Genomic DNA, 19,175 nt, shown 5'->3' on the forward strand with positions numbered 1-19,175 from the left:
GGACATGACAGGGTGGCGGGCGTGAACGTCCTGGACATTGTGTTGCTGGTCGCGGCCGTGTGGTTCGCGGTGATCGGGTACCGCCAGGGATTCGTCGTCGGCATTCTGTCGGTGATCGGATTCCTCGGGGGCGGACTTGTCGCGGTCTATCTGCTCCCGCCGATCTGGGGGTGGTTCTCCGACGACGGGTCCTCCCTCGGCGACTCCACCACCGGAATCCTGGTGGCGGTCGTCCTGGTGATCATCTGTGCCTCCGTCGGCCAGGCCCTCACCACTCACCTCGGTAACAAGCTCCGCAGACACATCACCTGGTCACCCGCCCGCGCGCTGGACGCGACGGGCGGTGCACTGGTCAATGTGTGCGCGATGCTGCTGGTGGCCTGGCTGATCGGCTCGCTCGTCGCGGGCACCTCGCTGCCCACGGTGGGCAAGGAGGTGCGGGGCTCCAAGGTGCTGCTCGGAGTGGACCGGGTGGTGCCCGGCGACGCCGCCACCTGGTTCGCCGACTTCAGTTCCGTCCTCGCGCAGAACGGCTTCCCGCAGGTCTTCAGCCCGTTCGCCAACGAGCCGATCACCGCGGTCAGGCCGCCGGACCCGAAGCTTGCCGGCAGCCCGGTCGCGGCCCGCGCCAAGAAGTCCATCGTCAAGGTCGTCGGTACGGCGCCCGGTTGCGGCAAGGTCCTGGAGGGCACCGGATTCGTCTTCTCCGAGCGCCGTGTGATGACCAACGCTCACGTGGTCGGCGGGGTCAGCGAGCCCACCGTGCAGATCGGCGGCGAGGGCAAGCTGTACGACGCCAAGGTCGTGCTCTACGACTGGAAGCGCGACATCGCCGTACTGGACGTACCCGACCTGAAGGCGCGGCCGCTCCAGTTCACCGAGACCGACGCCCGCAGCAGCGACGACGCGATCGTCGCGGGCTTCCCCGAGAACGGCGCCTACGACGTCCGCTCCGCCCGCGTCCGCGGCCGGATCAACGCCAACGGCCCCGACATCTACAAGCGCGACACCGTCCGCCGCGATGTCTACTCCCTGTACGCGACGGTCCGCCAGGGCAACTCCGGCGGCCCGCTGCTGACCCCCGAAGGACAGGTCTACGGCGTCGTCTTCGCCAAGTCCCTCGACGACCCGGACACCGGATACGCGCTGACGGTGGACGAGATCCGCGACGACATCAAGATCGGCCGCACCGCCAACCAGCAGGTCGACAGTCAGGGCTGCGCGCTCTAGCCGGGGGAACCGTACCGCCGGTCTCCGTACCGTGTGATCAACCCGTGGGTGGGCTTTCGAGGTCCACCCACGGGTTGATCACACAGGTGGCCGCGACCTGAGAGGCTGAAGCATGCGACTGACGATTCTGGGCGGCGGGGGATTCCGCGTCCCTCTGGTGTACGGAGCGCTGCTGCGCGATCGTGCCGAGGGCCGCGTCACCCACGTCACCCTTCACGACCTCGACCCGGCCCGGCTGTCCGCCATCGCCCGGGTCCTCTCCGACCAGGCGGCCAGGTCCAGGGCCCAGGCCGTGCCCGGCACGCCCCCGGCCCCCGAGGTCACGGTCACCACCGACCTGGACGAGGCGCTGCGCGGCGCCGACTTCGTCTTCTCCGCGATCCGGGTCGGCGGGCTGGCCGGCAGGGCCGCCGACGAGCGGGTGGCCCTGGACGAGGGAGTGCTGGGCCAGGAGACCGTCGGCGCCGGCGGCATCGCGTACGGACTGCGCACGGTCCCGGTGGCCGTGGACATCGCGCGCAGGGTGGCCCGGCTGGCGCCCGACGCCTGGGTCATCAACTTCACCAATCCGGCGGGCCTGGTCACCGAGGCCATGTCCCGCCACCTCGGCGACCGGGTCATCGGAATCTGCGACTCCCCGGTGGGGCTGGCCCGCAGGGTGGCCCGCACCCTGAACGTCGGGGTCCCCGCGTCCACCCGCATCGACACCACCCGCGTCGACACCGTGCGTATTGACTACGCCGGTCTCAACCACCTCGGCTGGCTGCGCGGCCTCTACGTCGGCGACCGCGACGTGCTCCCCGAGCTGTTCGCCGACGAGGACCGGCTGACCTCCTTCGAGGAGGGCAAACTCTTCGGCGCCGACTGGCTGCGCTCGCTGGGCTCCGTACCCAACGAGTATCTGCACTACTACTACTTCAACCGTGAGGCCGTCACCGCCTACCGGCAGGCCGAGCAGACCCGTGGAGCGTTCCTGCGCGACCAACAGGCGCGTTTCTACGACGAGTTGGCGTCATCAGGATCCCGGGAAGCAGGAAGCGCCGGGGGCTCCGGGCAGGGCGCCGCATGGGACGCCTGGGACCGCACGAGGGCCGAGCGCGAGGCCACGTACATGGCGGAGAACCGGGAGGCGGCCGGCGCGGGTGAGCGCGCGGCCGACGACCTGGAGTCCGGTGGGTACGAGGACGTGGCGTTGGCCCTGATGCGGGCCATCGCCCGCGACGAGGCAGCCACCCTGATCCTGAACGTGCCCAACCGCCGCAAGCGCACCGACCTGGACGGCCGGGACCCTGTCGGCAGCCGGATCTCCGGCAGCCAGGATTCCGGCAGCAACGTCCTCGACAGCCCGATCCCCGACAGCCCGGTCCCCGGCAGCCGGGTGCTCGGCATCCTCGACGAGGCAGCCGTCATCGAGGTCCCGTGCCTGGTCGACGCGACCGGTGCCCACCCCCTGGCCGTCTCGCAGCTCACCGGACATGAGGCGGGCCTGGTGGCCGCCGTGAAGGCCGTGGAGCGCTGCGTGCTGGCAGCGGGGGAGAGCGGATCGGCGCGGGAGGCGGTTAAGGCGTTCGCCCTGCACCCGCTCGTCGACTCGGTCCAGGTGGCGCGCAGGCTGCTGGAGGGCTACCGGGGCGCACACCCGGGACTCGACTACCTGAGGAAGGAGTGACGGGCAGCCGTCAGGTCCGCTGATGCCTCAGTCGCGCCGACATCCACCGGGCGCGGCGCCGGAGGATGCGCGGGATGCCAATCGCCTGACCGGGGTGTTCATGACCCTCATCGTGCGGGCGTCCCCTCTCATAGGTGATCGGCGCTGCGGCCGAGCGGCGGTTGCGTGCTGCGTCACCGTAGTCGTGCGTCCAGCCCATACCCCGACGTGTGCCCGGGCCTCAAGGTCGGTAATCGCCTGACAGCCCGCCAATTGGCCTATGCGGGAGGCATTTGGCTGTTCGTCGCACAAGTGTTCCGCCAAAAGGGAGGGGCGGGAGGGGAAGGAGCGGCCGGGCTACCGGTCCGGTTCCGGGTCCTTCAGCCAGTTCACCAGCTCCGTGGAGAAGGCCTCCGGGTCCTCCTCGTGCGGGAAGTGCCCGAGCCCGTCGAACAGCCGCCAGCGGTAGGGCGCTTCGACGTACTCGCCGGAGCCCGCCGCGCTGCGGGTGCGCATCACCTGGTCCAGCGAACCGTGCAGATGGAGCGTCGGCACCCGCACCGGGGTCTTCATCCGGCGGTTGAACTGGAGCCCGTCGGGACGGGCCATCGAGCGGACCATCCACCGGTACGGCTCGATCGAACAGTGCGCCGTGGAGGGGATCGTCATCGCACGCCGATAGGCGTCGATCGCTTCGTCGTCGGGCTGGCGCGGCCCCGACCACTCCCGGATCAGCCGCCCCGTCAGCGCCGCGTCGTCCGCGACCAGCTGCCGCTCCGGCACCCACGGCCGCTGGAAGCCCCAGATGTACGACCCGGCCCGCGACTGGGAGAAGTCCGCGAGCATCGCGGAGCGCCACCGTCTGGGGTGCGGCATCGAGGAGACGACCAGCCGGCGCACCAGCTTGGGCCGCATCGCCGCCGCCGTCCACGCCAGATACCCGCCCAGGTCGTGCCCGACCAGCGCCGCGTCCGGCTCGCCCAGCGACCGTACGACGCCCGTGATGTCCAGCGCGAGGTTCGCCGGGTCGTAGCCCCGGGGCGTACGGTCGCTGCCGCCCACCCCGCGCAGATCCATCGCCACCGCCCGGTACCCGGCGTCCGCGAGCGCGGTCAGCTGGTGCCGCCACGTCCACCAGAACTGCGGGAACCCGTGCAGCAGCAGCACCAGCGGCCCGTCCCCGAGCTCCGCGATGTGGAAGCGGGCACCGTTGGCGGCCACGTCCCGGTGCGTCCACGGTCCGTCGAGCCGTACGACGGAAGCAGCGGAGGCACCCGAGGAGATCGAGGACCCCGCAGCGGGGGTGGCGGACGCGGAACTACCGGAGCCGTTGGTATCGAGGGCGGTCATACGGATGAGCGTGCCACAACAACCGTGCTGTCCTGGCGCGGGTGAGGCTTCGCGTTGCCGAGTACGGCTGCCGTCTCCTTGGCGGACGCGGCGACCTTCTGCGGGCCCTTGCCGTTCTTGGCCTTCTTCGCGAAGACCCAGCCGACCAGGCCGATCAGCCCCGCCACCACCACGTTCACCGCGAAGGAGAGCAGGAAGCACCAGGCGAGGTTCCAGTGGGTCCAGGCGTAGAAGCCGTACGCCAGCGCGAAGCTCAGCATCGGCAGCGAGAACACCAGCACGCCGCCGGCCAGCCCGAACAGCCCGCCGCTGGTTGCCCCCCGCTTCACGTCGTGCCGCAGCTGCGTCTTCGCCAGTGCGATCTCGTCATGCACCAGCGCGGACATCTCGGTGGTCGCCGTGGCGACCAACTGGCCGAGACTGCGGTCGGCGCTCTCGACGCCGTGGACGCGCTGCGCGTCGGAGGCGTTGCGGGCGGGGTCGCTCATCGCTCTCTCCCTTTTCTGGTCAAGTTTCTGGTCGAGCCGTGCATGTGGTCGAGCTTCTCGGGCCGTCAGGCGGATCCGATGTCAGGCGGATCCGATGTCAGGCAGATCTGATGTCAGATCATGCCGGACCGCCGTGGCCATCGCTCGACGCCCCCGGCACTTCGCCACTTTTCCCGGTACCCGTGGACACCGCAGCCAGCCGCCGGTGTTCGGCCGCCTTCGCGTCGTAGATCGCTGCCATCCGCAGGTGGTAGTCCGGCTTCCCGACCTCGTAGATGTCGGGGATGCCATCCATGTCCTCGTCGCGCTCCTCCTCCTCGTAGAGCGCACGGTACTTGCGGACCCGCAGCTTCAGCAGCACGGCGGACAGTACGGCGGCGATCAGCGACCCGATCAGTACGGCCGCCTTGATCTCGTCGGCGAGCTCCAGGTCGTCCGTGAAGGCCAGTTCGCCGATCAGCAGCGACACCGTGAAGCCGATACCGGCCAGGGTGGCGACCGCGAAGACGTCCGGCCAGACCAGGTCCTCGTTCAGCTCGGCCTTGGTGAACCGGGCCGCCAGCCACGTACCGCCGAAGATGCCGACAGCCTTGCCGACCACCAGACCCAGCACCACACCGAGCGTCTCCGGCTTGGTGAACACATCGGCGATCGCACCGCCCGTCACCGAGACACCGGCGGAGAACAGGGCGAACATCGGCACCGCGAGCCCCGCGGACAACGGCCGCACCACATGCTCGATGTGCTCGCCCGGCGAGTGCTCCTCGCCCTCCCGGCGCGAGCAGCGCAGCATCAGACCCATCGCCACACCGGCGATCGTGGCGTGCACACCGCTGTTGTACATCAGCCCCCAGATCACCAGGGCCAGCGGGACGTAGAGGTACCAGCCGCGCACATTGGCCCGCAGCAGCAGCCAGAAGACCGCCAGGCCGACGACGGCGCCGCCGAGCGCCAGGAAGTTGATCTCACTGGTGAAGAAGACCGCGATGATCAGGATCGCGAAGAGGTCGTCGACGACGGCCAGGGTGAGCAGGAACGCGCGCAGCGCGGACGGCAGCGAGGTGCCGATCACCGCGAGGACGGCCAGCGCGAAGGCGATGTCGGTGGCGGTCGGGACGGCCCAGCCGCCGGTGTCTCCGTTACCGAGGAGATTGACCACGACGTACACGAGAGCCGGAACGGCCATGCCGCAGAGCGCGGCGATCACCGGCAGTGCCGCGGCCTTGGGGTCGCGCAGCTCGCCCGCGACCAGTTCGCGCTTGAGTTCGATGCCCGCGACGAAGAAGAAGACGGCCAGCAGACCGTCGGCGGCCCAGTGCTGTATGGAGAGGTTGAGGCCGAGGAACCCGGGCCCGAAGTGCAGCGCGCGGAACGACTCGTAGCTCGCGCCGGCGGTGTTCGCCCAGATCAGTGCGGCCACGGCAGCGATCAGCAGAAGCACACCGCCGACCGTCTCGGTGCGGAGCGCGTCAGCGACGTACTTCCGCTCGGGAAGCGGCAGACGCCCCAGTACCTTGCGGTTGCTGGGGGGCGTGGGGGTCTCGGTGGGCGCGGCCACGGGGGAATACCTCCGGTCGGTGGGCAGCATGGAGCACATTGCCGACCAGACTTCCCGGCGCACCTGTTGAGTTTTTTTACGTGTTCCTGACGCGTAAACAACTCAACACTGTACCGGGGGCGCGCAAGGACGTATCCGGCGATCTTCACTTTACGAGCGAGAAGGGCACCCGGCGCGGCGGAGCCGCCCGAATGCCCTTCTCACACATCAACAGCTGGGAGCCGGTTCACAGCTCGCACTCATCAACAGCTGGGAGCCGGTCCCCGGCTCAGTCCTCGCCGCCCGCCGAGCTCGGCAGCTTCGCCTGGATCAGGCCCATCACCGAGGCGTCGGTGAGCGTCGAGACATCGCCCAGCTCGCGGTCCTCGGCGATGTCGCGCAGCAGCCGCCGCATGATCTTGCCGGAGCGGGTCTTGGGCAGCTCCGCCACCGGCATGATCCGCTTCGGCTTGGCGATCGGGCCGAGCGTGGTGCCGACGTGGTTGCGCAGTTCGGTGACGAGGGTCTCCGTCTCCGATGCCGTACCGCGCAGGATCACGAAGGCCACGATCGACTGGCCGGTGGTCTCGTCGGCCGCGCCCACGACCGCCGCCTCGGCGACAGACGGGTGCGAGACCAGGGCGGACTCGACCTCCGTGGTCGAGATGTTGTGGCCGGAGACCAGCATGACGTCGTCGACCCGGCCGAGCAGCCAGATGTCGCCGTCCTCGTCCTTCTTGGCGCCGTCCCCGGCGAAGTACTTGCCCTCGAAGCGGGACCAGTAGGTGTCGATGAACCGCTGGTCGTCGCCCCAGATCGTACGGAGCATGGACGGCCACGGCTCCGTCAGTACGAGGTAGCCGCCGCCCCCGTTCGCGACCTCGCGCGCCTCGTCGTCGACGACCGTCGCGGAGATGCCCGGGAGCGCGCGCTGGGCGGAGCCCGGCTTGGTCTCGGTGACGCCCGGCAGCGGGGAGATCATCATCGCGCCGGTCTCGGTCTGCCACCAGGTGTCCACGATCGGGCACTTGTCGCCGCCGATGTGCTTGCGGTACCAGATCCACGCCTCGGGGTTGATCGGCTCGCCTACCGACCCGAGGATGCGCAGCGAGGACAGGTCGAACTTCGCGGGGATGTCGTCGCCCCACTTCATGAAGGTGCGGATCGCGGTCGGCGCGGTGTAGAGGATGCTGACGCCGTACTTCTGCACGATCTCCCAGAAACGGCCCTGATGGGGGCTGTCGGGGGTGCCTTCGTACATGACCTGGGTGGCGCCGTTCGCGAGCGGCCCGTAGACGATGTACGAGTGCCCGGTCACCCAGCCGATGTCGGCCGTGCACCAGTAGACGTCCGTCTCCGGCTTGAGGTCGAAGACCGCGTGGTGGGTGTACGCCGCCTGGGTGAGGTAGCCGCCCGAGGTGTGCAGGATGCCCTTCGGCTTACCGGTGGTGCCCGAGGTGTAGAGGATGAAGAGCGGGTGCTCGGCGTCGAACGCCTCGGGGGTGTGCTCGGCGGACTGCCGGGCGACGATGTCGTGCCACCAGACGTCGGTGCGCTCGTTCCACGCGGTGTCCTGGCCCGTGCGGCGTACGACCAGTACGTGCTCCACCTGCGGACACTTGCCCACGGCCTCGTCGATCGCGGGCTTCAGCGCGGACGGCTTGCCGCGTCGGTAGCCGCCGTCGGAGGTGATGACGATCTTGGCATCGGCGTCCTGGATGCGGGAGGCGACGGCGTCGGCGGAGAAGCCGCCGAAGACGACCGAGTGCGCGGCGCCGATGCGGGCGCAGGCCAGCATCGAAACGGCGGCCTCGGGAATCATCGGGAGGTAGATCGCGACCCGGTCGCCCTTGCGGACACCCAGCTCGGTCAGGGCGTTCGCGGCCCGCGACACCTCGTCCTTGAGCTCGGCGTAGGTGATCGCGCGGCTGTCGCCGGGCTCGCCCTCGAAGTGGATGGCGACGCGGTCGCCGTTGCCCGCCTCGACATGGCGGTCGACGCAGTTGTACGCCACATTGAGCTCGCCGTCCGCGAACCACTTGGCGAAGGGCGGGTTGGACCAGTCCAGCGTCTCGGTGGGCTCGGTGGCCCAGGTGAGCCGGCGTGCCTGCTCGGCCCAGAAGCCGAGACGGTCGGCCTTGGCCTGCTCGTACGCCTCCGCGGTCACGTTGGCGTTCGCGGCCAGTTCGGCCGGAGGAGCGAATCGACGCTCTTCCTTAAGAAGGTTGGCCAGGCTCTGGCTCTCGTTGCTCACGACATCTCCCAATCCCAGGGCGCGTCCGATGTGTCCCGGGGCCTAGCTCATCAGTCCAAGAGCCGGGTGACAAGAGCCATCCGGAAATTGGTTTAGACCTATGAGCTGGTACGACGCCGATGGCGACACCCCGATGGCCCCCGCCGCGCGTTCACGCGTAAAGGGGCCATCAGTACTCACGGACGTACCGGTGCTGCGGTTCGCGCGCCCGCCCGGCGTGTCACTGCCCTGTCAGGACCGCGGCAGCACCCCGGACAGGACCGCTTCACCGCACCGGGCTCAGGCGCTGAGGCCCTCCAACTCCGGGTCCGACGAAGGCGTCACCCGGTCGAAGACCTCAATGGTCTCCCCGACCCGTGCCCCGTCGACCAGCAGATATGCCTGTGCCTCGGCCACATGGAAGTACATCCCGTGCAGCTCCAGCGTGCCCTCGGCGAGTCTGCGCTTCACCGATTCGTGCTGCCGCAGATGCTCCAGTTGCTGCACCACATTGGTCAGACAGAGCTGCTCGACCACATCGGTGGGCAGCCGCCCGGAGATCCGCGCCCAGGAGTGGTGACGGCTCTTCATGCGCTTGAGACTGGGCGCTCCGTGCCGCAGCCAGCGCCGCAGCGGGGTGCTCTCGCCGCCCTCGACGGGCCCGTTGAGCAGCGCCTGCATGGCACCGCAGCCGGAGTGCCCGCAGATCGTGATCGACTCGACCTCCAGCACGTCCACCGCGTACTCGATCGCGGCCGCGACCGAATCGTCCCCGGCCTCCGCACCGGCCGGCGGCACCAGATTTCCCACATTTCGTACGGTGAACAGGTCGCCGGGCCCACTCGACGTGATCATGCTGGTGACCAGCCGTGAGTCCGCACAGGTCAGAAAGAGCTGCGAGGGCTGCTGCCCCTCGCGGGCGAGCCGGGCCAGCTCGTCGCGCACCAGCGGTGCGGTGTTGCGCTGGAAGGCGCTGAGTCCGCTGGCCAGTTGACGTGTACCGGCAGGCTTTCGCGTGGCCACCGGGGGCTGTGTTCCGTCCGGGTGGGAGGCCGGTTCGGCGGCGGGGGCGGCGTTGTGCTCGTCGCAGTGGTGGTTGCGCCAGGGCGTCCAGGGGCGGCAGCAGGTGTGCGCCACCGTCGACGCGGGCCCGGCGACCCGGATCCCGGACCTGCCGGTGACCTCGACCTTTCCGCCCTGTGCGACATGGGCGTCCTGCCAGCACTGCAGGGCCTCGTACGCCGCGTGATCCATGAAGGAACCGTCCAGCTCCACGACCGTGTGCGTCCCTTGGGGGATCTGGGCGAGCGCCCGGGTGAGCCGGGGCACCGCGAGGAAGGTCAACTGACCGCGGGCCCGGACATGGTGGACGCCGTCGGCCGTCGTCTCATTGACGATCCGGGTCCTGGCAAGCCGGTGCATCGCGACGGCGACGGCCACCGCGATCCCCAGTGCCACACCCTCCAGCACGCCGAGCACCACGACCCCGCCGACCGTGGTGGCGTACACCAGGAACTCCCGGTGCCGGTGGACATTGCGAATGTGCGCGAAGCTCACCATCTGGATGCCGACCATCATCACCAGGGCTGCCAGCGCTGCCAGCGGGATCCATTCCAGTACGCCCACCAGCAGCCCGGCGGCGAGCAGTACCCATACGCCGTGCAGCACGGTGGCGGCCCGACTGACTGCTCCGGTACGCACATTGGCGCTGGAACGCACCGCGCCACCGGAGATCGGCAGCCCGCCGACCAGCCCGGACAGCATGTTGGCGAAGCCCTGTCCGCGCAGCTCGCGGTCCAGGTCCGAGCGCGGTACGGGCGAGCCACCGGGCCGGTCCGCGGCGAGCCGGTCCACGGCGACCGCCGACAGCAGCGACTCCAGGCTCGCCACCAGCGTGACGGTCACCACGGCGGCGGCCAGCGCGAACACCGGGCCCTGTGGCATCTCGGGCAGTGCGTGACTGCGCCAGGACGGCAGATCGACCCGGGCGATTCCGGGGGCAGCGACGGCGGCGACCGTGGTGGCGAGGGCCACCGAGGCGAGCGCGGCCGGTGTCTTGCGAAGAATTCTTCCGGTACGTCCTGGAATCCGCGGCCAGAGCAGCAGGATCGCGAGGGTGAGCCCGCCGATCAGAGGTGCGGCGGGGCCTACGTGCGTCAACTGCTCGGGAAGTGCGAGGGCGTTGGCGGTGGCCGAGCTCTGCGGGGAGCCACCCAGCACGATGTGCAGCTGGGCGAGCGCGATGGCGACACCGATACCGGCGAGGGTGCCGTGCACGATCGCGGGGCTGACGGCCAGCGCGTGACGGGCCACCTTGAGGGAGCCGAGGAGAACCTGCACCACCCCGGCGCAGATCACGATGCCGCAGGTGGTGCGCCAGCCGTACCGCTGGATCAACTCGGCGGTCACGACGGTCAGTCCGGCCGAAGGGCCGCTGACCAGGAGGGGGGAGCCGCCGAGCAGTCCGGCGACGATACCCCCGATGGCGGCGCCGATCAGGCCTGCGGCCAGGGGGGCGTCGATGGCGACGGCCAGGCCGAGGGACATGGGTACAGCGATCAGGAAGACGGTGACCGAGGCGGACAGGTCACCGCCGGCGATGCGGAAGCGGCGACGGCCGGAGGGCTTGTCGCCACCGGGCCCGTTGTCGCCGTGCCCGCTGTCCTCACCGGACGGCGGGCTGTGCGGTCGCTGGAACCTTGAGGCTCTGTTGGTGCGAGAGGTGTGGTCGGGGCGGGTGGGTACGCAAGCAGTCATTGCTCTTGTCTCCTCCGGGGCAGCGCGGGTCGCGGAACTGGGGATCGCGGCCGTGGGTCACGGCGTGCAGCGGGGGAATCAAAACTCTCGGTAAATGAATCGTAATTCAGAGTAAAGAACAGGAAGTGATTTTAGGGGCATTTGGGTTAAGCCTTCACCCGAATAAGTGAATAAGCGTTTCGGGCGGCTTGTCGCATCAATGGGTGTGTGGGTGCATGCGAGGTTTGCCGCGCCTTGACCTGAATCCCCAATACCGTTCGAGAAAGAGGGTGGGCGGATGATGGCCGCCACGAAGAGAGCCACCTTCGGCGTCACCGCCGCCGCACTGTCCCTGGCCCTCGCCGGCTGTGCCGGCTCCGCGGACCCGTTGAAGGACGGCCGCGAAGGCGCCCCCGGTGCGAAGAAGAACCCGCCGGTGGCCGCCCCGCAGAGCCCGGCCCGGCTGATCGGCGACGGCTCCACCGCGTACACCGGCCGCCAGCCGCTGCAGCCCGTACCGCACAAGCTCAAGGCCGGTGAGAAGCCGCCGCAGTTCGTGGTCTTCTCCTGGGACGGAGCCGGCGAGGACAGCCAGCGGCTCTTCTCGCACTTCCGCAAGGTCGGCCAGCAGTATGGCGCGAAGATGACGTACTTCCTGAGCGGTGTCTATCTCCTGCCCGAGGAGAAGAAGCACCTCTACGACCCGCCGCAGCATTCGGCCGGCCGCTCGGACATCGGGTTCAACGACGCCAAGGGAATCAAGGACACCGTGGAGCAGATCCGCGGCGCCTGGTTCGAGGGCAATGAGATCGGCACCCACTTCAACGGCCACTTCTGCGGCGCGGACGGCGGCGTCGGCACCTGGTCCAAGGACGAGTGGAAGAGCGAGATCGCCCAGGCCAAGTCCTTCGTCAAGAACTGGAAGTCCAACACCGCCCTCAAGTCCCTCAAGCCGCTGCCCTTCGACTACGAGAAGGAACTGGTCGGCGCCCGCACCCCGTGTCTGGAGGGCCGCAAGAACTTCATGCGAGCGGCCTCCGAAATGGGCTTCCGCTACGACACCAGCGGCGTCAACGACCAGATCTGGCCCGAGAAGCAGGGCAAGCTCTGGGACCTGTCGATGCAGCTGGTGCCGGTCCCCGGGCGGGCCTTCCAGACCCTGTCCATGGACTACAACTTCTACATGAACCAGTCCGGTGCGACGCGGGGTGACGAGGACAAGCACGCGTACTGGGGCGACCAGATGCGCGACGGCCTGGTGCAGGCCTTCGGCCGCTCGTACCAGGGCAATCGCGCCCCGCTGATCATCGGCAACCACTTCGAGTCCTGGAACGGCGGCACCTACATGCGCGCCATCGAGGACACCATCAAGACCGTCTGCACCCAGCGGGACGTGCGGTGTGTGTCGTTCCGTCAGCTCGCGGACTGGCTGGACGCACAGGACCCCAAGGTCCTCGCCAAGCTCCGCACCCTGAAGGTCGGCGAGGCACCGAAGACGGACTGGGCGACCTTCCTGAACCCGGCCGCCCACCCCGCCGCGCACGCTCCCGCCGCACACGCTCCGGGAGCCCCTGGAGCCAAGTCGGCTGAGCGGCACTGACCGCCAGGACTAAGCCGGCTGAGCGGCACTGACCGCCAGTCGCTCATCGAGTACGAAGGCCGGGTCGACCTGGGCAGTCAGGTCGGCGCCGGTCTTCGCGTTTCCCCAGCTCTCCGCGTTCTTCAGGTGGAAGTGCACCATCTGACGGGTGTAGCGCTCCCAGTCGCGGTGCGCGTAGCTGTCCTCCGCGGCGTCCTGGAGCGCCTGGAGGGCCAGGCGGTTGTCCGCCTCCAGGAGTTCGAAGCGGGACGGGCGACCCTTCTCCATGGCGCGCACCCAGTCCGAGTGGCCCACGGTGACCAGCAGATCGTCGCCGACCTCCGCCCGCAGGAAGTCCAGGTCGTCCTGGCCCTGCACCTTGTTGCCGACGACCTTGAGCGCGATGCCGTAGTCCCTGGCGTACTCCTTGTACTGCCGATAGACCGAGACCCCCTTGCGGGTCGGCTCGGCCACCAGGAAGGTCATGTCGAACCGGGTGAACATGCCCGACGCGAAGGAGTCCGAGCCCGCCGTCATGTCGACGACGACGAACTCGTCGGGGCCGTCGACCAGGTGGTTCAGGCACATCTCGACCGCGCCGACCTTGGAGTGGTAACAGGCCACGCCCAGGTCGGACTCGGTGAACGGGCCCGTCGCCATCAGCCGGATCTCACCGTCGTCGAGGGTGACGGGGCGGGCGCAGGCCTCGTACACCGGGTTGTCCTCGTCGACCCGCAGCAGCCGGGAGCCCTCGCCGGGCGGGGTCGTCTTGATCATCGTCTCGGCGGAGGCGATGCGCGGGTTGGTGCCGCGGAGGTAGTCCTTGATGAGGGGCAGGTGCGCGCCCATCGCGGGCAGCGCGGCCGACTCCTCCTCGCTGAGACCCAGCGCGGCGCCCAGATGCTGGTTGATGTCGGCGTCTACGGCGACGACCGGGGCCTCGTTGGCCGTGAGGTGGCGGATGAACAGCGAGGACAGCGTGGTCTTGCCACTGCCGCCCTTCCCGACGAAAGCGATCTTCATGTTCACCAAGGGTAATCGCATGAATGCTTTAAGTGTGCGCGCTGAGTGAAGAAGACCACTCCAAGGAGGGGCGAGGGGGAGGGGGGACGATCGGTGCGTACGCTCCTTACTTATGAGTACGAACGCTGATCCGCTCGCGGCGCTGGGTGCGCTGACCGGCGTGCCCGAGGCCGTGGATTCCGTGCGCAAGGCGGTGGACCGGGTCTACGGCCACCGTGTGATGCGGCGCCGCAGCAACGAGATCACCGCGGAGGCCGCACTGCGCGGCGCACGGGGTTCGGCGGCGCTGTCCGGCGCGGACTGGGCGCTGGAGGAGGTGCGGCGGCGTACCGACTTCAGTGTGGACGACGAGTCGCGGGTGGTCGGCGGGGCGCTGCGGTTGACGGCCGAGGCCGGTCAACTCCTCTCCATCTGGCGGCAGTCGCCGTTGCGGGTGCTGGCGCGACTGCATCTGGTGGCGGCAGGCGGTGCGGGCATCGCCGATGAGCTGGTGGGCCGGCCCAGGCTGGCGGGCGAGACGGTGGACGAGCCGCTGATCGAGCTGCCGCTGCCGGGTGCCGATGAGGTGGCGGGGCGTCTCGAAGGACTGTCCCAGCTGATCATCGCGGGTGGTGCGGCGGCTCCGGCGCTGGTCACGGCGGCAGTGGTGCATGGTGAGCTGCTGGCACTGCGGCCGTTCGGTTCGCACAACGGGCTGGTGGCGCGGACCGCCGAGCGCATCGTGCTGATCAACAGCGGTCTGGACCCGAAGTCGGTCTGTCCGCCGGAGGTCGGCCACGCGGAGCTGGGGCGGGCTGCCTACGCCGGAGCCCTGGAGGGATATGTGTCCGGTACGCCGGAGGGCGTGGCGGCGTGGATCGCGCACTGTGGGCGTGCGGCGGAGCTGGGTGCCCGGGAGTCGACCGCAGTGTGCGAGGCGCTTCAGCGCGGTGCGGCCTGAGGGCCTGTTCCCGGCCTTGAGGTAACGGTTCCGAGGGGCTTGAAACACCCCGGGTGGCCTGGAAAAGAAAGATGCGGCGGTACCGAATTCGGTACCGCCGCTGGCATGTCCGTCGAGTTACCAAGCGTCCTCGGATGTTGCCCATCAGGTCGGGAACTTGGCCCGTGGCCTGGTGCGGCTGGCCCGTAATCGACGGGTCGACGTCGCGTGGGTGCTCGACTTTCATGCTTCGGTCCGTGGGGCCGTGCTGCGTAGAAGGTGATCCTCTCGGATGTCCCTGGTCTCGCGGGCCGTGAATCCTTTCTACTCCCGTTGCCGGAGAAGCGGAACCCCTGGCGGCACTTCTTTACTTTTACTCTCAAACAAGGACAAAGAGGTCGGGGGTTCTGGACCAAAGAGGTCGGGGGTTCTAGACGGTGACGGCCTTGGGGAGTGTGGCGCGACGGCGGCTGGCGTACCAGACCAGACCGGCCGTCGCCGCAGCCGCACCCACGGCTGCCGCGGCCATCAGCGCGGGGCGGGGCGGCATGGACAGTGACGGCAGTCGCTGCTTGAGCCGCACCGGGCGGTTGAAGACCAGAATCGGCCACTCCCGCGCGGTGGCCTCGCGGCGCAGCGCGCGGTCCGGGTTGACCGCGTAGGGGTGCCCGACCGACGCCAGCATGGGGACGTCGGTGGCCGAGTCGCTGTAGGCGAAGCAGCGCGTCAGGTCGTACCCCTCGGAGGCGGCGAGCTCCTTGACGGCCTCGGCCTTGGTGGGGCCGTACGCGTAGTACTCCACCTCGCCGGTGAAGCAGCCGTCGTCCCCGACGACCATCCGGGTCGCCACCACCCGGTCCGCACCGAGCAGCTCGCCGATCGGCTCGACCACCTCGGCGCCGGAGGTCGAGACGATCACCACGTCCCGGCCGGCCGCGTGGTGCTCCTCGATGAGGGAGGCGGCCTCGTCGTAGATGATCGGGTCGATCAGGTCGTGCAGGGTCTCGGCGACGATCTCCCGCACCTGCTGGACGTTCCACCCCTTGCAGAGTGCGGAGAGGTATTTACGCATCCCCTCCATCTGATCGTGGTCCGCGCCGCCCGCCAGGAAGACGAACTGTGCGTAGGCGGTTCGGAGAACGGCGCGGCGGTTGATCAGTCCGCCTTGGTAGAAGGACTTGCTGAAGGTCAGCGTGCTCGACTTCGCAATGACGGTCTTGTCCAGGTCGAAGAAGGCAGCGGTGCGAGGCAACGAGTGGTTTTCCACGAGGCGAGCATAGGCGCCCCTCATTCGGCGTAGGCTGGGGCGCGTGGGTTTGCCTGAGAAGGCTCTCGGGTACACCATGGAAGTCACGGATCGTTCGCGACCGTGCTACCTCGGTTCGGCTCCTCCCCCCCCCGAGTCGAACCGTGGCAGACGACCCCCGCTCTCCCCCCCGGCGGGGGTCGTCGCATGTCCGGATGCTTTTTCGGGCGTTGCCCCGGCCTCTTGGTACGTGCTCATTGCAGCCTCCCCCGTGGATGTCCGTCTTCCGGTGACGGCTTCTTACGATCTGAACTCGTCACTCTCCGTAGTTGTTCCGTTCCCCTTGGAAGTCACTGGTAAGGGTGAGCGGAATATTCACAACCGATGAGTTGTCCACGGTTTTCGAGCAAGATCCACATGCTTTTCCAGATCACTGCACGGTGATTCCAGCCGCGAACTCCGCGGTTGTCCAAATCACTTGGGATCGCAGTGAGAGGGGGCGGGGATCATGGCTGGAGCGATGACACCCGACCGGTTGTCGGCCGTCGAGGGGCGACGGGGCACACCGCTGATCGTCACCGAAGACGTGGAACTGCTCGACGATCTGCTGAGGCTTTGTGCCGCGGCAGGGGTGGAGCCGGAAGTTCACCACGGACTGCCGGAGCGGGGCGGGGGCTGGGAGTCGGCGCCGCTGGTGCTCGTCGGGGACGACGCGGCGGTCCGGGTGCGCGGGGCCGTGCGCAGACGCGGCGTGATGCTCGTCGGACACGACCAGGACGACCCGTCGGTCTGGCAGCGGGCCGTCGAGATCGGCGCGGACCACGTGCTGCGGCTGCCGGACGCCGAGTCCTGGCTGACCAACCGTATCGCCGACGCGGCGGAGGGCGTCGGCCGTCAGGCGCTCACTGTCGGAGTGATGGGCGGGCGTGGCGGGGCCGGGGCTTCCACCCTGGCCTGCGCGCTGGCCGTCACGGCGGCCCGGGCCGGCCGGCGGGCGATGCTCATCGACGGCGACCCTCTCGGCGGCGGGCTCGACGTCCTGCTCGGCGGAGAGTCAGTGGAAGGCATGCGGTGGCCGGATTTCGCCGGTTCGCGGGGGCGGGTGGCCAGCGCGGCGCTGGAGGAGGCGCTGCCCCGGCTGCACGACCTGAGAGTGCTCAGCTGGGACCGCAGCGACGCGGTGGTGATCCCTCCGGAGGCCATGCGAGCAGTGCTGGCGGCGGCCCGCAGGGCGGGCGGGGTGGTGGTCGTGGACCTGCCGCGCCGGATGGACGAGGGCGTGGCGGAGGCGCTCGCCCAGCTCGATGTGGGGCTGCTGGTGGTGCCGGGGGAGCTGCGGGCGGTGGCTGCGGCGAAGCGGGTCGCGCTGGCCGCCGGGATGGTGCTGGGGGATCTGCGGACCGTCGTACGGGGGCCGTACTCGACAGGGCTGGACGAGGAGTGGGTGGCGAAGGCGCTGAACCTGCCCCTGGTGGGTGAACTGCCCGCCGAGCCGGGGCTGTTGCAGGCGCTCTCGGACGGGGATCCGCCGGGCGGCAGCGCGCGGGGGCCGCTGGCCCGGTTCTGCACCGCGTTCTGGGACCGGGCACTGGTCAAAGGTGCGGCCCGATGAGCGCGAACGTACTGCTCAACGCCGTACGGCAGCGCCTCGCGGAGAGCGGCGCCGAACCGACTCCGGCCAGGGTGGCGGCGGCACTGCGGGCCCAGGGGCGGCTGCTCGGGGACGCGGAAGTGCTGGGTGGCGCGCAGGAGTTGAGGTCCGAGCTGGTCGGGACCGGGCCGCTGGAGCCGTTGCTTGCCGATCCGACGGTGAGCGATGTGCTGGTGTCGGCGCCGGACCGGGTCTGGGTGGACCGGGGTGCGGGCCTGGAGCTCGCCGGGGTGACCTTCCGGGACGCGGCGGCCGTGCGCGGTCTGGCGCAGCGGCTGGCAGCTGTAGCGGGGCGGCGGCTGGACGACGCCCGGCCGTGGGTGGACGCGCGGTTGCCGGACGGGACGCGGATGCATGCGGTGCTGCCGCCGGTGGCAGTGGGGTCGACGTGTCTGTCGTTGCGGGTGGTGCGGCCGAAGGCGTTCCGGCCGGAGGAGCTGGTGGCGGCCGGGACGGTCCCGCCGGGCGGCGACGTACTGCTGCGGGCCCTGGTTGAGGCGCGGCTGTCGTACCTGATCAGCGGGGGTACGGGGGCGGGCAAGACCACTCTCCTGTCGGCGTTGCTGGGGCTGGTCGGGGAGCACGAGCGGATCGTGCTGGCCGAGGACTCGGCGGAGTTGCGGCCCGACCATCCGCATGTGGTGCGGCTGGAGTCACGGCCACCGAATCAGGAGGGCGCGGGACAGGTCACCTTGCAGGACCTGGTGCGGCAGGCGTTGCGGATGCGACCCGACCGGTTGGTGGTCGGGGAGGTGCGGGGGGCGGAGGTGACGGAGTTGCTGGCGGCTCTCAATACCGGCCATGAGGGTGGTGTTGAGCGACGCCGAAGATTGCACTTGCGCGGAGAAGGTTGCACTGGTCTTGCACCTGCGCAGCAAACATTGCACCTGAGGTGTCGGACGGGTCTGAAGAGTTCGTTTCTACCCGTGCCGTCGATCAAGCAAGAGATCATGACGGCATGGCTAAACGGATGCCGATGACCTCCGGCGGCCCGAAGGCACGCCTCCCAGCTGTCCCCTGGCCACTACCCGGTGAAGCGCTCTTCAGCTGGGTCGAAGCGGTCGCCAGGACGTATGACATGGACCTCCGTCGTGCGACTGACGTTCTGGGGCTGCATGTCCGACCGACCCATGCCGTGCACCTCGCAAAGCTGACGTTTTGGCTGCCCGACGTTCAAGCGGACAGGGTCAGGGAGGCCAGCGGGTTACCTCTCAGCGTCATCCATGACATGACTCTCCGGCGGTTCCTCAAAGCAGGAGTGGACCACGGCGGCGGCAGTGGAAGACCGGCGGCAAACTCCGAGCTGGCCCGTACGCGGGCACGGAGCCTCTACGTCAGGAACTCACCTGCCTACTGCCCGAGCTGCCTCAACGAGAACGGCATGAGATGGCCACTCACCTGGCTGCTGAAGTCGACGTCGACATGCCCCGCTCACCAAGGCGGCCTCTGGCCGGGAAGTCCCGGCCGGTGGAGTACCTACCGATACCCGACCGCTCGACCGGCATTCTCTGCGAGCAGCGAACTCATCGCCCATC

The 19,175-nt window shown here is 69.2% G+C and carries 14 protein-coding genes and 1 pseudogene; 7 read left to right on the forward strand and 8 right to left on the reverse strand.

Going from position 1 to position 19,175, the window contains the following annotated elements:
* Positions 1-21: 21 nt before the first annotated feature.
* Both ACIA73_RS12680 and ACIA73_RS12685 read left to right on the forward strand, forming a co-directional pair.
* Positions 22-1,230, forward strand: coding sequence for a MarP family serine protease (locus ACIA73_RS12680; RefSeq protein ID WP_399438426.1), 1,209 nt, complete (start codon positions 22-24; stop codon positions 1,228-1,230).
* Between the two features lie 112 nt (positions 1,231-1,342).
* Positions 1,343-2,899, forward strand: coding sequence for a 6-phospho-beta-glucosidase (locus ACIA73_RS12685; RefSeq protein WP_399438427.1), 1,557 nt, complete (start codon positions 1,343-1,345; stop codon positions 2,897-2,899).
* A gap of 10 nt (positions 2,900-2,909) precedes the next feature.
* On the opposite strand, the gene ACIA73_RS12690 is transcribed toward ACIA73_RS12685, so the two are convergent.
* The 6 genes from ACIA73_RS12690 to ACIA73_RS12715 form a co-directional block, all read right to left on the reverse strand.
* Positions 2,910-3,098 (reverse strand): hypothetical protein, encoded by a 189-nt coding sequence (locus ACIA73_RS12690; RefSeq protein WP_399438428.1) that lies wholly within the window; start codon positions 3,096-3,098, stop codon positions 2,910-2,912.
* 137 nt (positions 3,099-3,235) lie between these two features.
* Positions 3,236-4,228 (reverse strand): alpha/beta fold hydrolase, encoded by a 993-nt coding sequence (locus tag ACIA73_RS12695; protein WP_399438429.1) that lies wholly within the window; start codon positions 4,226-4,228, stop codon positions 3,236-3,238.
* Complete coding sequence (locus ACIA73_RS12700; RefSeq protein ID WP_399438430.1) at positions 4,225-4,716, reverse strand: phage holin family protein; 492 nt, start codon at positions 4,714-4,716, stop codon at positions 4,225-4,227. The genes ACIA73_RS12695 and ACIA73_RS12700 overlap by 4 nt, the downstream gene beginning before the upstream one ends.
* Positions 4,717-4,834: 118 nt before the next feature.
* A complete protein-coding gene (gene nhaA / locus ACIA73_RS12705; protein ID WP_399438591.1) occupies positions 4,835-6,313 on the reverse strand; it encodes a Na+/H+ antiporter NhaA in 1,479 nt (492 codons plus the stop codon).
* Between the two features lie 229 nt (positions 6,314-6,542).
* Positions 6,543-8,519 (reverse strand): acetate--CoA ligase, encoded by a 1,977-nt coding sequence (acs, locus tag ACIA73_RS12710; protein ID WP_399438431.1) that lies wholly within the window; start codon positions 8,517-8,519, stop codon positions 6,543-6,545.
* A 267-nt stretch (positions 8,520-8,786) separates the two neighbouring features.
* Positions 8,787-11,243, reverse strand: a complete 2,457-nt coding sequence (locus ACIA73_RS12715) for a bifunctional SulP family inorganic anion transporter/carbonic anhydrase (RefSeq protein WP_399438432.1) — start codon at positions 11,241-11,243, stop codon at positions 8,787-8,789.
* 277 nt (positions 11,244-11,520) lie between these two features.
* Here ACIA73_RS12715 and ACIA73_RS12720 point away from each other — a divergent pair, with 277 nt between their 5' ends.
* Positions 11,521-12,822: a hypothetical protein gene (locus tag ACIA73_RS12720; protein WP_399438433.1), complete on the forward strand. Its 1,302-nt coding sequence runs from the start codon at positions 11,521-11,523 to the stop codon at positions 12,820-12,822.
* 9 nt (positions 12,823-12,831) lie between these two features.
* On the opposite strand, the gene ACIA73_RS12725 is transcribed toward ACIA73_RS12720, so the two are convergent.
* The gene (locus ACIA73_RS12725; RefSeq protein ID WP_399438434.1) at positions 12,832-13,824 is read right to left on the reverse strand and encodes an ATP-binding protein; all 993 of its coding nucleotides are present in this window, start codon (positions 13,822-13,824) and stop codon (positions 12,832-12,834) included.
* 112 nt (positions 13,825-13,936) lie between these two features.
* Here ACIA73_RS12725 and ACIA73_RS12730 point away from each other — a divergent pair, with 112 nt between their 5' ends.
* Positions 13,937-14,764, forward strand: coding sequence for an oxidoreductase (locus ACIA73_RS12730; protein WP_399438435.1), 828 nt, complete (start codon positions 13,937-13,939; stop codon positions 14,762-14,764).
* Positions 14,765-15,173: 409 nt separating this feature from the next.
* On the opposite strand, the gene ACIA73_RS12735 is transcribed toward ACIA73_RS12730, so the two are convergent.
* Positions 15,174-16,034: an HAD family hydrolase gene (locus ACIA73_RS12735; protein WP_399438436.1), complete on the reverse strand. Its 861-nt coding sequence runs from the start codon at positions 16,032-16,034 to the stop codon at positions 15,174-15,176.
* Positions 16,035-16,497: 463 nt separating this feature from the next.
* On the opposite strand from ACIA73_RS12735, the gene ssd reads away from it, so the two are divergent.
* The 3 genes and pseudogenes from ssd to ACIA73_RS12750 all read left to right on the forward strand — a co-directional run.
* Positions 16,498-17,601 (forward strand): septum site-determining protein Ssd, encoded by a 1,104-nt coding sequence (gene ssd / locus ACIA73_RS12740; RefSeq protein ID WP_399438437.1) that lies wholly within the window; start codon positions 16,498-16,500, stop codon positions 17,599-17,601.
* Positions 17,598-18,620, forward strand: coding sequence for a TadA family conjugal transfer-associated ATPase (locus ACIA73_RS12745; RefSeq protein ID WP_399438438.1), 1,023 nt, complete (start codon positions 17,598-17,600; stop codon positions 18,618-18,620). The genes ssd and ACIA73_RS12745 overlap by 4 nt, the downstream gene beginning before the upstream one ends.
* Positions 18,617-19,069: pseudogene (locus ACIA73_RS12750) on the forward strand (TniQ family protein); the annotation flags it as partial. The gene ACIA73_RS12745 and the pseudogene ACIA73_RS12750, both read left to right, overlap by 4 nt.
* Positions 19,070-19,175 lie beyond the last annotated feature (106 nt).

Origin of the sequence: Streptomyces sp. NPDC051561 (assembly GCF_044454195.1) — a bacterium.
In the GTDB taxonomy this organism is placed as follows: domain Bacteria; phylum Actinomycetota; class Actinomycetes; order Streptomycetales; family Streptomycetaceae; genus Streptomyces.

What these genes read in the sequence shown, in the direction of transcription:
- ACIA73_RS12685 (WP_399438427.1), top strand. Translation starts at nt 1,343, where the DNA reads ATGCGACTGACGATTCTGGGCGGCGGGGGATTCCGCGTCCCTCTGGTG.
- ACIA73_RS12690 (WP_399438428.1), bottom strand. Translation starts at nt 3,098, where the DNA reads ATGGGCTGGACGCACGACTACGGTGACGCAGCACGCAACCGCCGCTCG.
- ACIA73_RS12695 (WP_399438429.1), bottom strand. Translation starts at nt 4,228, where the DNA reads ATGACCGCCCTCGATACCAACGGCTCCGGTAGTTCCGCGTCCGCCACC.
- ACIA73_RS12700 (WP_399438430.1), bottom strand. Translation starts at nt 4,716, where the DNA reads ATGAGCGACCCCGCCCGCAACGCCTCCGACGCGCAGCGCGTCCACGGC.
- nhaA (WP_399438591.1), bottom strand. Translation starts at nt 6,313, where the DNA reads ATGTGCTCCATGCTGCCCACCGACCGGAGGTATTCCCCCGTGGCCGCG.
- ACIA73_RS12715 (WP_399438432.1), bottom strand. Translation starts at nt 11,243, where the DNA reads ATGACTGCTTGCGTACCCACCCGCCCCGACCACACCTCTCGCACCAAC.
- ACIA73_RS12720 (WP_399438433.1), top strand. Translation starts at nt 11,521, where the DNA reads ATGATGGCCGCCACGAAGAGAGCCACCTTCGGCGTCACCGCCGCCGCA.
- ACIA73_RS12725 (WP_399438434.1), bottom strand. Translation starts at nt 13,824, where the DNA reads ATGAAGATCGCTTTCGTCGGGAAGGGCGGCAGTGGCAAGACCACGCTG.
- ACIA73_RS12730 (WP_399438435.1), top strand. Translation starts at nt 13,937, where the DNA reads ATGAGTACGAACGCTGATCCGCTCGCGGCGCTGGGTGCGCTGACCGGC.
- ACIA73_RS12735 (WP_399438436.1), bottom strand. Translation starts at nt 16,034, where the DNA reads ATGAGGGGCGCCTATGCTCGCCTCGTGGAAAACCACTCGTTGCCTCGC.
- ssd (WP_399438437.1), top strand. Translation starts at nt 16,498, where the DNA reads ATGGCTGGAGCGATGACACCCGACCGGTTGTCGGCCGTCGAGGGGCGA.
- ACIA73_RS12745 (WP_399438438.1), top strand. Translation starts at nt 17,598, where the DNA reads ATGAGCGCGAACGTACTGCTCAACGCCGTACGGCAGCGCCTCGCGGAG.